The 14,414-nt window shown below is 45.3% G+C and carries 12 protein-coding genes; 10 read left to right on the top strand and 2 right to left on the bottom strand.

Translation table 11 applies throughout. The features are described from left to right. Positions 1-142: 142 nt before the first annotated feature. The 10 genes from rimP (at position 143) to CWO13_RS12505 (ending at position 12,344) form a co-directional block, all read left to right on the top strand. The gene (gene rimP / locus CWO13_RS12550) at positions 143-598 is read left to right on the top strand and encodes a ribosome maturation factor RimP (RefSeq protein WP_004738265.1); all 456 of its coding nucleotides are present in this window, start codon (positions 143-145) and stop codon (positions 596-598) included. Positions 599-633: 35 nt separating this feature from the next. Continuing rightward, a complete protein-coding gene (gene nusA, locus CWO13_RS12545; RefSeq protein WP_017059230.1) occupies positions 634-2,121 on the top strand; it encodes a transcription termination factor NusA in 1,488 nt (495 codons plus the stop codon). A gap of 22 nt (positions 2,122-2,143) precedes the next feature. Then, on the top strand, positions 2,144-4,834 hold the full coding sequence (gene infB, locus CWO13_RS12540) for a translation initiation factor IF-2 (RefSeq protein ID WP_055319587.1): 2,691 nt from the start codon (positions 2,144-2,146) through the stop codon (positions 4,832-4,834). 134 nt (positions 4,835-4,968) lie between these two features. Continuing rightward, positions 4,969-5,382 carry a 30S ribosome-binding factor RbfA gene (gene rbfA, locus CWO13_RS12535; protein ID WP_017065964.1) on the top strand — a complete coding sequence of 138 codons (414 nt, stop codon included), beginning with the start codon at positions 4,969-4,971 and terminating at the stop codon, positions 5,380-5,382. Further along, on the top strand, positions 5,382-6,335 hold the full coding sequence (gene truB / locus CWO13_RS12530) for a tRNA pseudouridine(55) synthase TruB (protein WP_017059233.1): 954 nt from the start codon (positions 5,382-5,384) through the stop codon (positions 6,333-6,335). The genes rbfA and truB overlap by 1 nt, the downstream gene beginning before the upstream one ends. A gap of 218 nt (positions 6,336-6,553) precedes the next feature. Next, the gene (gene rpsO, locus CWO13_RS12525; protein WP_010436144.1) at positions 6,554-6,823 is read left to right on the top strand and encodes a 30S ribosomal protein S15; all 270 of its coding nucleotides are present in this window, start codon (positions 6,554-6,556) and stop codon (positions 6,821-6,823) included. Between the two features lie 378 nt (positions 6,824-7,201). Beyond that, positions 7,202-9,322 (top strand): polyribonucleotide nucleotidyltransferase, encoded by a 2,121-nt coding sequence (pnp, locus tag CWO13_RS12520; RefSeq protein WP_019819855.1) that lies wholly within the window; start codon positions 7,202-7,204, stop codon positions 9,320-9,322. Between the two features lie 124 nt (positions 9,323-9,446). Then, positions 9,447-10,370 carry a lipoprotein NlpI gene (nlpI, locus tag CWO13_RS12515; RefSeq protein WP_048658156.1) on the top strand — a complete coding sequence of 308 codons (924 nt, stop codon included), beginning with the start codon at positions 9,447-9,449 and terminating at the stop codon, positions 10,368-10,370. Positions 10,371-10,509: 139 nt separating this feature from the next. Continuing rightward, positions 10,510-10,917: a MarR family winged helix-turn-helix transcriptional regulator gene (locus CWO13_RS12510; RefSeq protein ID WP_009847536.1), complete on the top strand. Its 408-nt coding sequence runs from the start codon at positions 10,510-10,512 to the stop codon at positions 10,915-10,917. A gap of 89 nt (positions 10,918-11,006) precedes the next feature. Beyond that, positions 11,007-12,344, top strand: coding sequence for an MATE family efflux transporter (locus CWO13_RS12505; protein ID WP_055319586.1), 1,338 nt, complete (start codon positions 11,007-11,009; stop codon positions 12,342-12,344). Between the two features lie 85 nt (positions 12,345-12,429). Here the strand turns inward: CWO13_RS12505 and CWO13_RS12500 are convergent, their stop codons facing one another. Both CWO13_RS12500 and ubiU read right to left on the bottom strand, forming a co-directional pair. Continuing rightward, complete coding sequence (locus CWO13_RS12500) at positions 12,430-13,308, bottom strand: U32 family peptidase (RefSeq protein ID WP_181359919.1); 879 nt, start codon at positions 13,306-13,308, stop codon at positions 12,430-12,432. A gap of 18 nt (positions 13,309-13,326) precedes the next feature. Next, positions 13,327-14,340 (bottom strand): ubiquinone anaerobic biosynthesis protein UbiU, encoded by a 1,014-nt coding sequence (gene ubiU / locus CWO13_RS12495; RefSeq protein ID WP_017068227.1) that lies wholly within the window; start codon positions 14,338-14,340, stop codon positions 13,327-13,329. Positions 14,341-14,414: the final 74 nt, after the last annotated feature.

The raw sequence follows: 14,414 nt of genomic DNA, 5'->3' as shown, positions 1-14,414 counted from the left end.
TTAACATATAAGGGTCCAGCAACAAAAACCCCGGCTTATACGGGGTTTTTTGTTATCTAAGCATTTATAAATGCGCTTAGATAATGTTTGCTTGGAATTTAAATTGGGCTTTGAGCCCTTTTTTTGTTTCTGGAGTGGTTAAATGACTGGTTTAGAAAGACAACTTACTGAAATGCTTGACGCTCCAGTAGCAGCATCAGGTTATGAGTTAGTTGGATTAGAATTTATTCGTGCTGGTGAGCACTCAACGCTACGTATTTACATCGATTCACCAAACGGTATCAATGTAGATGATTGCGCTGAAGTTAGTCACCAAGTAAGTGCCGTAATGGACGTTGAAGATCCAATTTCAGTGGCTTATAACCTTGAAGTGTCTTCACCAGGTTTAGAGAGACCACTGTTCAAAGCAGAGCATTACCAACAATTTATTGGTCACGAGGTAAGCATCGTTTTGAAAATGGCTGTCGGCAACCGTCGTAAATGGAAAGGTGATATCCAATCTATCGAAGGCGAGACAGTGAAAGTATTGGTTGAAGGACAAGAAGAAGAATTCGTCCTGAGCAATATTGCGAAAGCTAACCTGATCCCTAAATTTTAGTTCTCCTAGAGAGAAGAGCTTAAGAGGCTAGATTAATGAACAAAGAAATTTTGGCGGTAGTAGAAGCTGTTTCTAATGAGAAAGCAGTTCCTCGTGAGCGTATTTTTGAAGCGCTTGAAATCGCGCTTGCAACGGCAACAAAAAAGAAAAGCGAACTAGAAATTGAAGTTCGTGTTGAAATCGACCGTAAAACGGGTGATTTCGAAACTTTCCGTCGTTGGGAAGCTGTTGAGGAAGTTGAATTCCCAACAAAAGAAATCTCTATTGAAGCTGCAAAGTACGATGACCCAGAGATCGAACTTGGCGGTTTCATTGAAGATGACATCGAATCAGTAACGTTTGACCGTATTACCACTCAAACGGCTAAGCAAGTTATCGTACAGAAAGTACGTGAAGCTGAACGCGCTCAAATCGTTGAACAGTTTATTGATAACGAAGGTGAGCTAGTAACTGGTGCAGTTAAGAAAGTTAACCGTGACACTATTATCCTAGACCTAGGTAACAACGCTGAAGCGGTAATCCTTCGTGATGACCAACTTCCTCGTGAAAACTTCCGTCCAGGTGACCGTGTTCGTGGTCTTCTTTACGCAGTTAAACCAGAAGCTCGCGGTTTCCAGCTTTTCGTTACTCGTTCGAAGCCAGAAATGCTAGCTGAACTATTCCGTGTTGAAGTGCCTGAGATTGGTGAAGAGCTAATTGAACTTAAAGGTGCTGCACGTGACGCGGGTTCTCGTGCTAAAATCGCTGTGAAAACAAACGACAAACGTATTGACCCAGTTGGTGCGTGTGTTGGTATGCGTGGTGCACGTGTGCAAGCTGTTTCTAACGATCTTGGCGGTGAGCGTATTGATATCGTTCTTTGGGATGATAACCCGGCTCAATTCGTAATCAACGCAATGGCTCCTGCTGATGTTGCTTCAATCATCGTTGATGAAGACGCACACTCTATGGATATCGCTGTTGAAGCGGATAACCTAGCACAAGCTATCGGTCGTAGCGGTCAAAACGTACGTCTAGCTTCTCAACTTACTGGTTGGGAACTGAACGTAATGACTGTTGCTGACCTTGAGAAGAAGCACCAAGAAGAAGCAGTTGCTTCTATTGAAAACTTCATGAAGCACCTAGACATTGAAGAAGACTTTGCTCAAATGCTTGTTGAAGAAGGCTTCTCTACGCTTGAAGAAGTAGCATACGTTCCTGTGAACGAGCTTCTTGAAGTAGATGGTCTAGATGAAGGTATCGTTGAAGAACTACGTAACCGCGCGAAAGACGCACTGACTACTCTAGCGCTAGCGAAAGAAGAAACTTTCGATGGTGTTGAGCCTGCTGAAGACTTACTTGCACTTGAAGGTCTTGAGCGTGAAATGGCTTACAAGCTAGCAGCAAAAGGCGTTGCGACATTGGAAGACCTAGCTGACCAAGGCGTTGATGAACTAGAAGGCATCGAAGACCTAACTGCAGAGCGCGCAGGCGAGCTAATTATGGCTGCGCGTAACATCTGTTGGTTCGGCGACGAAGAATAATTCAGCAAGGAGAGAAAGCGGTATGACACAATTAACAGTTAAAGCACTGAGTGAAGAGATTGGTACGCCAGTTGACCGCTTAATTGAACAACTTGCTGATGCAGGCATGAAGAAATCAGGGTCGGATCAAGTGACTGATTCAGAGAAGCAAACATTGCTAACGCACCTTAAAAAGGAGCACGGCGATACTTCTGGTGAAACAGAACCGACTCGTTTAACTCTTCAACGCAAGACCCGCAGCACGCTAAGTGTTGCCGCTGGAGGCGGTAAGAGTAAGGATGTTCAAGTAGAGGTACGTAAAAAACGTACTTACGTGAAGCGCAGCACTATTGAAGATGAAGCGAAACGTGAAGCTGAGGAAGCGGCTAATCGTGAAGCGGAAGAGAAAGCACAACGCGATGCTGAAGAGCAAGCGAAACGTGATGCTGCAGAGAAAGCACAGCGCGAAGCCGAAGAAAAAGTAACACGTGAAGCGGATGCAAAACGTGAAGCTGAAGAGAAGGCTCAACGCGCACAAGCTGAAAAGGCTAAAAAAGACATGAATTCAAAAAATGCAGACGCTAACGCACAAGCGAAAAAAGAAGCGGATGAACTTAAAGCTCGTCAAGAGCTAGAAGCAACTCGTAAAGCAGAAGCTGAAGCAGCTAAGCTTGTTGAAGAAGCTCGTAAGTTAGCAGAAGAGAACCAAGAACGTTGGTCTGAAGAAGAGAAGAAGAAGAAAGAGCAAGAGAAATCTGCGGATTACCATGTGACTACTTCTACTTACGCTCGTGAAGCTGAAGATGCGGCAGATAAGAAAGATGAGAAAGCACCTCGTCGTCGCAAGAAGAAAGCAGCTCCTGCTAACCAACCTGCAAACAACCGTGGTGGTCGTAACCAACGTGGTCGTGGCGGTAAAGGTAAGCTTGCTAAACCAACTTCAATGCAGCAAGGCTTCGATAAGTCAGCGACTGTTGCTAAATCTGACGTTGCTATCGGCGAAACTATCGTTGTTTCTGAACTGGCGAGCAAAATGTCAGTTAAAGCAACTGAAGTTATCAAAGTAATGATGAAGATGGGCGCTATGGCGACTATCAACCAAGTGATCGACCAAGAAACAGCACAACTTGTTGCTGAAGAAATGGGTCACAAGGTAATCCTGCGTAAAGAAAACGAACTTGAAGAAGCAGTACTAGCTGACCGTGATAGCGATGCTATCGCTGAAGGTCGTGCTCCTGTTGTTACTATCATGGGTCACGTTGACCACGGTAAAACTTCAACACTTGATTACATTCGTAAAGCACACGTTGCTTCTGGCGAAGCTGGCGGTATCACGCAGCACATTGGTGCTTACCACGTAGATACTGACAACGGCATGATCACTTTCCTTGATACTCCTGGACACGCGGCGTTTACCGCTATGCGTGCTCGTGGTGCTCAAGCGACAGATATCGTTGTACTTGTAGTTGCAGCAGACGATGGCGTAATGCCACAAACAATCGAAGCAATCCAGCACGCGAAAGCGGCAGGCGTTCCTCTGATTGTTGCTGTGAACAAGATCGATAAAGAAGGTGCAAACCCAGACAACGTTAAGAATGAGCTAGCTCAATACGACGTTATCCCTGAAGAGTGGGGCGGCGAGAACATCTTCGTTCACATCTCTGCAAAACAGGGCACAAACATCGATGGTCTTCTAGAAGCAATCCTTCTTCAGTCTGAAGTTCTTGAGCTTACAGCGGTTAAAGAAGGCATGGCGTCTGGTGTTGTTGTTGAATCTCGTCTTGATAAAGGTCGCGGTCCAGTTGCAACAGTACTAGTACAGTCTGGTACTCTAAACAAAGGCGACATCGTTCTTTGTGGTCAAGAGTACGGCCGTGTTCGTGCAATGCGCGATGAGAACGGCAGAGACATCGAAACTGCAGGTCCATCTATCCCTGTAGAAATTCTAGGTCTTTCTGGCGTACCTGCGTCAGGTGACGAAGCGACTGTTGTACGTGATGAGCGTAAAGCACGTGAAGTTGCTAACTACCGTCAAGGTAAATTCCGTGATGTTAAACTAGCTCGCCAACAAAAAGCGAAACTAGAGAACATGTTCGCGAACATGACGGCGGGTGAAGTTGCTGAACTTAACGTTGTACTTAAAGCTGACGTTCAAGGTTCTGTAGAAGCGATTGCTGACTCTCTACTGAAACTATCAACTGACGAAGTTAAAGTGAACATCGTAGGTTCTGGTGTTGGTGGTATTACTGAAACTGATGCAACTCTTGCTGCAGCTTCTAACGCTATCATCCTTGGTTTCAACGTTCGTGCTGACGCAACTGCGCGTAACACGGTTCAGAACGAAAACCTAGATCTACGTTACTACTCAATCATTTACCAACTGATTGACGAAGTTAAACAGGCGATGGGCGGTATGCTTGCTCCTGAATTCCGTCAAGAGATCATTGGTCTTGCACAAGTTCGTGACGTATTTAAGTCGCCTAAACTTGGTGCAATCGCTGGTTGTATCGTTACTGAAGGTACGATTAAGCGTAGCAACCCAATCCGTGTACTTCGTGAAAACGTTGTTATCTACGAAGGTGAACTAGAGTCACTTCGTCGCTTTAAAGATGACGTTCAAGAAGTTAAGAACGGTTACGAATGTGGTGTCGGCGTTAAGAACTACAACGACGTTCGCGTTGGTGACCAGATCGAAGTATTCGAAATCGTTGAGGTTAAACGTACTCTAGACTAATCAGTCTGTACGACTCGACATATTGACTAAGGTTACTAACATTACTAATAAAGGTAATAAGTAATCGGTTGTTGAATACACCATGGGGGGCTGGTAATTACCAAGCCCCCCATCTTTCTAAGTGAGAAAAGAAAATGTCAAAAGAATTTAGCCGCACACAACGTGTGTCTCAGCAGCTTCAAAAAGAACTTGCTCTTATCCTCCAACGTGAAGTTCGTGACTCACGTATTGGTATGGTAACTATCTCAGATGTAGAAGTGTCTCGTGACCTTGCTTACGCAAAAGTGTTCGTGACTTTCCTATGTGTTGGTGAGCAAACACCTGAATCATGTCTTAAAGCTCTTAAAGAGCATGAAGTGCCAGTTCGTATGGCTCTTGGTAAGCGTATTCGCCACCGTTTAACGCCTGAAGTTCGTTTTACTTACGACAACACACTAGTCGAAGGCATGCGTATGTCTAACCTAGTAAGTGAAGTTCTGAACGACGACAAGCGCAAGCAAGAAGAAGCTGGCCGCACTGACGAAACTCAGTCTAAGGGCGAAGAGTAATGGCTCGCCGTCGTAAAGGTCGCCCTATCAACGGGGTAATTCTATTAGATAAGCCAACTGGCATTTCGTCTAATGATGCACTGCAAAAAGTAAAGCGTATTTACTTTGCAGAGAAGGCGGGGCACACCGGTGCTCTGGATCCTCTTGCGACTGGCATGCTGCCAATTTGTCTTGGTGAAGCAACGAAGTTTTCTCAGTTTCTTCTAGATTCTGATAAGCGCTACGTTGTTATTGCTAAGCTTGGTGAGCGTACCAATACCTCAGACTCTGATGGTGAAGTGGTAGAGACGCGTGATGTTAACGTGACTCAAGAACAGCTTGAGCGTTGTATTGCGAGCTTCAAGGGTGAAACCGATCAGATACCATCAATGTTTTCGGCATTGAAGTATCAAGGTAAGCCTTTGTACGAATACGCGCGTGCAGGTATCGAGGTTCCTCGTGAGTCTCGTAAAATCACTGTGTACTCTATTGAACTGCTTCGCTTTGAAGGTGATGAAGTTGAAATGGAAGTGCATTGTTCGAAAGGCACATACATCCGTACAATTACCGACGATCTTGGTGAAATGCTTGGTTGTGGTGCTCACGTGACAATGCTTCGTCGTACAGGTGTCGCGAAGTACCCATACGAGCGTATGGTGACTTTGGAGCAGTTAAACGAGATCCTAGAGCAAGCACAGGCGCAAGAAATTGCACCGAAAGAGCTGCTTGATCCTCTGCTGATGCCAATGGACACTGCCGTTGAAGATTTACCAGAAGTAAACCTGAACGCGGAACTGACTGACCTAGTTCAGCACGGTATGCCAGTTCAGGTTGCTGGTGCGCCAACTGAAGGCACGGTTCGTATGACAAGTGGCGAAGAGAAGCTGTTTGTTGGCGTTGCCCAGATTGCTGAAGATGGCCGAGTTGCACCGAAGCGTTTGGTTGTTTTCAGAGATGAAGAGCCACAAGCGTAACGCTTAAATCGAGTTAGATCTTAGCGGTTCGTCTTGAAATTCGAGCAAATGAGACAGAAAGCGAACACCTAATTTAGGTGGTTCGCTTTTTTCGTTTTTAATGGGTTCGATTGTTATTGCACCAACTGACAAACTTCCCTATAATCCTCGGCTCGCGTAGCGGCTGAATCAGAGATTGGCTGCTACAAATATAAACTTACTCTTATCAGGAGAGAATTATGTCTCTGAATGCAGAAACTAAAGCAGCAATCGTTGCAGAATACGCACAATCTGAAGGCGACACAGGTTCACCAGAAGTACAAGTAGCACTACTTACTGCTTCTATCAACCACCTACAAGGTCACTTCAAAGCGCACAAACACGATCACCACAGCCGTCGTGGTCTACTACGTATGGTTTCTAGCCGTCGTAAGCTTCTTGATTACTTGAAAGGCAAAAACCTTGCTCGTTACCAAGACCTAATCAAGCGTCTAGGCCTACGTCGCTAATAGCGATGTCTGCAAAGACAGTTTGAAGAAAAGGAGCATTTATGCTCCTTTTTTTGTGCCTGTAAGAAAATGCTAGGCCGGATGCTCAGAATATCATCTGGCTTTTTCTGATAGGAAATATATCTCCTAATAAAAATAGTTTATACTACGCCCGCCTATAGCGTTTTCAGCGTTTGGCAATCAACCTCTCAAGAGATTACAGTCACAGATGTCGGCCAATAGGTCGCGACTATTCAAAGGCGGATTTGGTCTTAATTCGGCGTATGAACTCATACAAAGAGTCACCATCCTAAGTCCCTTTTCACTAGTCGCGATTGGTAATATCTTGAGTCATTATTCACTTAATCTAAAGTTTGACTTTAGAGCTAAGGATATACAATGTTTGAAAAACCAGTTGTAAAATCGTTCCAGTACGGTAACCACACCGTTACTCTAGAAACGGGCGTAATTGCACGTCAAGCTACCGCTGCTGTAATGGCGACTATGGATGATACATCAGTATTCGTTTCTGTTGTTGCTAAGAAAGAAGCTGTTGCAGGTCAAGACTTCTTCCCTCTAACAGTTAACTACCAAGAGCGTACATACGCTGCGGGTAAAATCCCTGGTGGTTTCTTCAAGCGTGAAGGTCGTCCATCTGAAGGCGAAACACTAACAGCTCGTCTGATTGACCGTCCAATTCGTCCACTTTTCCCAAGTGCGTTTAAAAACGAAGTTCAAGTTATCGCTACGGTTGTTTCTATCAACCCTGACGTAAACCCAGACATGATCACTATGATCGCAACGTCTGCTGCACTTGCTATCTCTGGTGCTCCATTCAATGGTCCTATCGGTGCTGCACGTGTTGGTCACATCGACGGCGAACTTGTTCTTAACCCATCAAATACTGAGCTTGAAAACTCTAAACTAGACCTAGTTGTGTCTGGTACAGAAGGCGCAGTACTTATGGTTGAATCTGAAGCAGATAACCTATCTGAAGAAGAAATGCTTTCAGCTGTTGTTTACGGTCACGACCAACAACAAGTTGTAATCAAAGCAATCAACGAGTTTGCTGCTGAAGTTGCAACTCCATCTTGGAACTGGGAAGCACCAGCAGTTAACACAGAGCTTAAAGCTCAAGTTGCTGAACTTGCTGAAACACGTCTATCTGACGCGTACCAGATCACTGAAAAAATGGCTCGTTACGAGCAAGTTGGCGCAATCAAGAACGACGTTGTTGAAGCTCTAATCGCACAAGACGAAAACCTAGATGAGCGCGAAATCCGCGGCATGCTTGGTTCTCTAGAGAAAAACGTAGTACGTAGCCGCATCATCGCTGGCAACCCACGTATCGATGGCCGTGAAAAAGACATGGTTCGTGCGCTAGACGTACGTACTGGTGTTCTTCCACGTACACACGGTTCTTCTCTATTCACTCGTGGTGAAACTCAAGCACTTGTTACTGCAACGCTTGGCACACAACGTGATGCTCAAATCATCGATAGCCTAATGGGTGAGAAGAAAGACAACTTCCTTCTACACTACAACTTCCCTCCATACTGTGTAGGTGAAACTGGTTTCGTTGGTTCTCCTAAGCGTCGTGAAATTGGTCACGGTAAGCTTGCTAAACGTGGTATCCAAGCAGTAATGCCTTCTGTTGAAGAATTCCCATACACAGTTCGTGTTGTATCGGAAATCACAGAATCTAACGGTTCTTCTTCAATGGCTTCTGTATGTGGTACATCTCTAGCGCTTATGGATGCTGGTGTTCCAATCAAAGCTTCTGTTGCGGGTATCGCAATGGGTCTTGTTAAAGAAGGCGACGATTTCGTTGTTCTTTCTGACATCCTTGGCGACGAAGATCACCTAGGTGACATGGACTTTAAAGTAGCAGGTACTAACGCTGGTATCACTGCACTTCAAATGGACATCAAGATCGAAGGTATCACTAAAGAGATCATGCAAATTGCACTTAACCAAGCGCAAGGTGCACGTAAGCACATCCTTTCTGTAATGGATGAAGCTATCTCTGGTGCTCGTGAAGATATCTCTGAATTCGCTCCACGTATCCACACAATGAAAATCAGCTCTGATAAGATCAAAGATGTTATCGGTAAAGGCGGCGCAGTTATCCGTGCTCTTTGTGAAGAAACTGGTACTACAATCGAAATCGAAGACGATGGCACAATCAAGATTGCTGCTACTGAAGGCGCAGCTGCTAAAGAAGCTATCCGTCGTATCGAAGAGATCACAGCTGAAGTTGAAGTTGGCCGCATTTACCAAGGTAAAGTTGCTCGTCTAGCTGACTTCGGTGCATTCGTTACTATCCTTCCAGGTAAAGATGGTCTAGTACACATCTCTCAAATCGCTGACAAGCGCGTTGAGAAAGTGTCTGACTACCTAACTGAAGGTCAAGAAGTTCCTGTTAAGGTTCTTGAAATTGACCGTCAAGGCCGTGTACGTCTAAGCATGAAAGAAGCAGTTGAAACGCCAGCTGAAGGCGAAGCACCTGCTGCTGAGTAATTCTCAGTGTGTCGATGGTGATATCGCTTTTTAGTGATTTCTAACCTATCGTCAACAAAGCATGTTATAAAGGGGAGCATATCGCTCCCCTTTTTTATTGCGGTCATAACAGGAGTAATTATTTGTGAAATGGTTTCAAACCGCGAGTATGTGTTTACTGCTTGTACTAACAGGTTGTGCGACAACATCAGATAACGCCTCACGTTGGGTTTATCCACCGATGGCCGTGCCACTGCAACCAAGCGTTCAGCAAGAAGTTCAAATTGCACGTCTTAGTCAGTTATTACAGCGCCCAGATTTGAACGATGAAGTTCGAGCTAAGATGCTGTTTGAACGTGGTAACTACTACGACAGTGTTGGCCTGCGTGATCTCGCGCGTCTCGACTTCAACCAATCTCTTTCATTGAACCCAGCTCAACCTGATATCTTCAATCTTTTGGGTGTTTACTTTACGCAGGTAGGGGAGTTTGATGCGGCTTATGAATCTTTTGATTCTACGTTAGAGCTTGATCCTGCAAACTCTTACGCAGAAAGAAACCGTTCTATCGCGCTTTATTATGGCGAACGTTATGACTTAGCTAATGAAGAGATGATGAAGCACTATGCCGATGATCCTAGCGATCCGTTTCGCGCTCTGTGGTTGTACATCATTCAGCATGAGCTAACGCCAGAGCAAGCTAAGCTTGATTTACAAAAACGTTACGAGAGTCGCGATGAGCAGTGGGGCTGGGTATTAGTCGCGATTATGCTTGATGACATTACTGAAGAGCAGGCTTTTAAGGCGATCTTAACCGGTACTCGTGACAACACGTTACTAGCGCAGCGTCTAACAGAGACGTACTTCTACCTTGCTAAGCGTTACCATATGAATGGTGACTACGCGAATGCGATCTCTTTGTACAAGTTGTCAGTCTCTTTCAACGTGTATGAATATGTAGAGCACCGTTACTCTTTCTTAGAGCTAAGCCGTATCTTCACCACGCTTAAAGCCGAGCACTTAGCACAAGTTAAGTTAGCTGAGGCTGAAGAAGAAGCCAGTGCTAAGTAAGCAATACATTTTGACTCCGAGAAGCCGCTGCCTGTCAGCGGTTTTTTATGCTCTTCATCTCGTTTTGATTGCTTTTTATTTAAACAATACTAAAATAGTTAGCCTTGCTAACTAAATGCCATTTTTTGATTGGGTGAGTATGCTAAACCAGAATTTAGAAAAGATTGAGCGCTTCGCTTCAAAGATATGGCGAACTCAGGTAAATGAAGACCCTATTTGCCAATTGAGCTTCAATGAGTATGACTATTTGAAGGTCATTCAATCTTCTCCTGAACCGATCCGATTGACTGATCTTGCGATTGAGATGCAGGTGACCAAGCCTTCAGCAACCACTATGGTTCAGAGACTAGAGAGAAAGGGGCTTGTTGAGCGTAAAGCTTCGCTCGAAGATGCGAGGTCTAAGTTGGTTGTACTGACCAGCAAAGCTGAAGTCGGCTTAGAAGAAGAAAGTAAGATCTATCAGGTCATGGCACAAATACTGGAAAGTCGTTTGTCTGAGCAAGAATCTCAGCAGCTAAACCTATTATTAAATAAAGCTTTGAAGTAAATAATTTAGATATTTAGTTAGCCTTATTAACTAATTTTTCGAGTCATATCTTGTTGATATGCGACTCACAAATGAAAGTAGAGTAAGAAATGAGTAACTCAATTAGTCGTCAGTTTTGGCGATACACAATCCCTACCGTGGCAGCCATGTTGGTTAATGGCCTGTACCAAGTGGTGGATGGCATTTTCATTGGCCGCTATGTGGGGGCTGATGGACTTGCAGGTATCAATGTTGCGTGGCCTGTGATTGGTTCGATTCTCGGTATTGGTATGTTGGTGGGCGTGGGTACCGGTGCACTGGTCTCGATTCGCCAAGGTGAAAAAGATACTCAAGGCGCTAAGCAGATCTTAGCAACGGGCTTAACCCTGTTGTTAGCGATAACGCCTATTGTCTCCGCATTGCTGTTTTTGTTTGCTGATAACTTCTTGCTTTGGCAGGGCGCTGAAGGGCGAGTGTATGAACTTGGCTTGCAGTACTTACACATTCTTATTGGTGCTAGTGTCTTCACGCTAGGTTCGATCGCGATGCCGTTTCTACTGCGTAACGATGACAGCCCTAATTTAGCGACGATATTGATGATCGTTGGTGCTGTGATTAATATCGTACTCGATTACCTGTTTATCGCTCTGTATGGTTGGGAGTTGATGGGCGCGGCACTAGCAACAGCTATCGCACAATTTGTGGTAACGGGCTTAGGTCTGGCTTACTTCTTTTCACGTCGAGCAAATTTACGCTTACGTTGGAATGAGTTACGACTGAAGCTATCGGTTATCCCACAGATCTTCGCCATTGGTACATCAAGCTTCTTTATGTACGCTTATGGTTCGATGATGGTGGCGCTGCACAATGCGTTGTTCTCCCAATATGGCGACCAGTTGATGATTGGTGCTTACGCGATTTTGGGCTACATCGTGACGGTTTATTATCTCACGGCTGAAGGTATCGCCAATGGCATGCAACCTTTGGTGAGCTACAACCATGGTGCGCGTAACCAAGCGAACATTCGTAAGTTACTTAAGATTGCGATGCTGAGTTCGGTATTGATTGGTGTGGCGTTCGTGCTGCTTCTGAACGCATTCCCACGTGAGTTTGTATCAGTCTTTAACTCGGACGAACCTCAGTTAGTTGAGTACACCGTGTTGGGTATTCGACTTCACATGTTTGCCTTAGCCCTAGATGGCTTCTTGGTAGTAGCAGGTGCTTACTATCAGGCAGTGAACAAGGGTAGCAAGGCGATGTTTGTAACGATAGGCAATATGCTGATCCAGTTACCTTTCTTGTACATTATGCCTAAGTTGTACGGTGTGCCGGGGATCTGGATTGCATATCCACTGTCTAATATCGCGTTGAGCGCGGTGGTAATGGTGATGCTCTACAAAGACGTAAAGAAGCTCGACGCCTCGCCGATGGAAACCGCAACGGCATAGGTCGATTTTCTTGAGACGAACTAAAAAGGTCTAGCGAATGCTAGACCTTTTTTGTACCTGTTTCTGGTTAGTCCAATGCGAGGAACTAGATGTTCTTAACGTCTAAACCTGCAAGCTTATGCCAGTAACCATTACATTGGCGGCTTTCGATCTTCATCGGTTTTTGACCGTGTTCGTTCGCTCTGAAGTTATTGATTTCAGAGAAGGTATCAACGCCGAGTGGGCTTAAGCGAACCACATCAACCAGGTCGTGCATGTTCGGCAAATCATTGACTAGGTTGTAGCAGTAGCCTGATTGGGTCTGGATGCCATTAAGGTTGAAGACTGATTGGCCTTCTTGGCTTTCTACTTGTAGCCCTGTTGGGTACTTGATACAGCAGGTTTCGCAATCGTCTTTAGCTTTGTTTTCCGCGCGAGCGGTAAAGCAGCGTGCTGAGTAAGCAAGCGGCAGGTAGCCGTGGCTAAACACTTCTACTTCGAACTTATTACGGATGTTCAGTTCTTCACACTGGGTCATTACGTTGCTTAGCCATTCGCGAGAAAGCTCAACCGGCATACACCAACGCGTCATACCTTGTTTCAAGAACAGGTTCAGGGTGCGCGCGTTGTATGTATTTACTGCTGGGCCAACCACGAAAGGTACTTTGCTTTCGCTGGCCAGTTGAATCGCAGACACATCATTGGCTTCGATCGCAAAGTCACCGTTATCGATGTACTTCTTCATGATGTTGACTTCACTTGGCGCTTCGAGCAACGCCATGGTCGACAGTACCACTTGCTTACCTGAAGCAGACAGCTCTTTAGCGATGTCCATCCAGTGTTTTGCTTTCATCTCACGACGCTTTGAACACACGGCTTCACCGAGATAGATGATATCAGCAGAGCTTGATTTCGCTTGCTCATAGAAGCTTTCAACGTCTTGTTTTGGCCAAAAATAAAGTAGAGGGCCTAATGCGTATTTCATCGAGTTCTCCATTTGGCTCTATTGCCATTTACGGTGATAAGCGCCAAGCGTGGTTTGTGTACCTTCCGATACATTCGCCAGTGTCGCATTCCAAGCTTGTTCTACTTGGTATTGTTCAGGGTTTGCTAAGTAGCGATCAATAGCAGCGCGCCACGTACGAGTAACTTGCTCTACATAAGCAGGGCTACGCTGACGACCTTCAATTTTCACTGAAGCAACATTGGCAGCGAAAAGCTCTGGCAGCATTGATAGCGTGTTTAGGCTGGTTGGTTCTTCAAGTGCGTGATAGCGCTTACGTTCACCATCGATCTCTGCTTCAAAGCGGCCTTTACACAGCGTTGGGTAACCTGCGTTCTCACCTGCTTCATATTTATCGATAAGGATTTCGTTCAAGCGAGATTCGAGGCCTGTTTCTGTTTCTTGCCAGCGAACGTATTTCGCAGGAGAGCAAGCGCCAACCGTATTTGGTGATTCGCCAGTCATGTATGAAGAGAGGTAGCAACGACCTTCTGCCATGATACACAAGCTACCAAAAGCGAATACTTCAAGGTCAACGTCAGAAGTGATATTACGAGAAAGCTGTTTGACCTGATGAATCGATAATACACGCGGCAGTACCACACGCTTAACGTTGAAGTTTTTATGGTAGAAGTCGATAGCAGCGGCATTGGTCGCTGATGCTTGTACCGATAGATGCAGTTCTAGATCTGGATATTTGTTTGCTGCGTACTCAAGCACCGCGATGTCTGCGATGATCAGTGCATCGACACCTAGCGCAGCAGCGTTGTCTACGGCATTGGTCCAACGGTCGAAGCCATTTGGGTGAGCAAACGTGTTTAGGGCAACATGAATTTTCTTGTTGTGGTCATGCACATACTGTACAGCACGATCGAGCTTTTTACCCGCAAAGTTTAGGCCTGCAAAGTGTCGGGCATTGGTATCGTCTTTGAATCCGATATAGACAGCATCCGCACCACAATCAATAGCGGTTTTCAAAGCAGGTAAGTTACCCGCTGGGCATAAGAGTTCCATTTGCTCACTACCAGTAGAATTGAGTTGAAGCGAGCATTTTATGAAGAATTGTGAATGACGGAATTGATGTAAGG

The sequence above is a fragment of the Vibrio sp. ZF 223 genome (assembly GCF_003050585.1).
GTDB classification, from domain to species: Bacteria; Pseudomonadota; Gammaproteobacteria; order Enterobacterales; family Vibrionaceae; genus Vibrio; species Vibrio crassostreae.
Note: the sequence above shows the minus strand (reverse complement) of the source record. Positions and strands in the feature narration are given on the sequence as shown.

Bases quoted from the DNA above. Each gene is read 5' to 3' on its own strand.
- truB (WP_017059233.1), top strand. From the start codon at position 5,382: ATGGCTCGCCGTCGTAAAGGTCGCCCTATCAACGGGGTAATTCTATTA.
- CWO13_RS12500 (WP_181359919.1), bottom strand. From the start codon at position 13,308: ATGAAATACGCATTAGGCCCTCTACTTTATTTTTGGCCAAAACAAGAC.
- CWO13_RS12505 (WP_055319586.1), top strand. From the start codon at position 11,007: ATGAGTAACTCAATTAGTCGTCAGTTTTGGCGATACACAATCCCTACC.
- pnp (WP_019819855.1), top strand. From the start codon at position 7,202: ATGTTTGAAAAACCAGTTGTAAAATCGTTCCAGTACGGTAACCACACC.
- ubiU (WP_017068227.1), bottom strand. From the start codon at position 14,340: ATGGAACTCTTATGCCCAGCGGGTAACTTACCTGCTTTGAAAACCGCT.
- rimP (WP_004738265.1), top strand. From the start codon at position 143: ATGACTGGTTTAGAAAGACAACTTACTGAAATGCTTGACGCTCCAGTA.
- nusA (WP_017059230.1), top strand. From the start codon at position 634: ATGAACAAAGAAATTTTGGCGGTAGTAGAAGCTGTTTCTAATGAGAAA.
- CWO13_RS12510 (WP_009847536.1), top strand. From the start codon at position 10,510: ATGCTAAACCAGAATTTAGAAAAGATTGAGCGCTTCGCTTCAAAGATA.
- rpsO (WP_010436144.1), top strand. From the start codon at position 6,554: ATGTCTCTGAATGCAGAAACTAAAGCAGCAATCGTTGCAGAATACGCA.
- rbfA (WP_017065964.1), top strand. From the start codon at position 4,969: ATGTCAAAAGAATTTAGCCGCACACAACGTGTGTCTCAGCAGCTTCAA.
- infB (WP_055319587.1), top strand. From the start codon at position 2,144: ATGACACAATTAACAGTTAAAGCACTGAGTGAAGAGATTGGTACGCCA.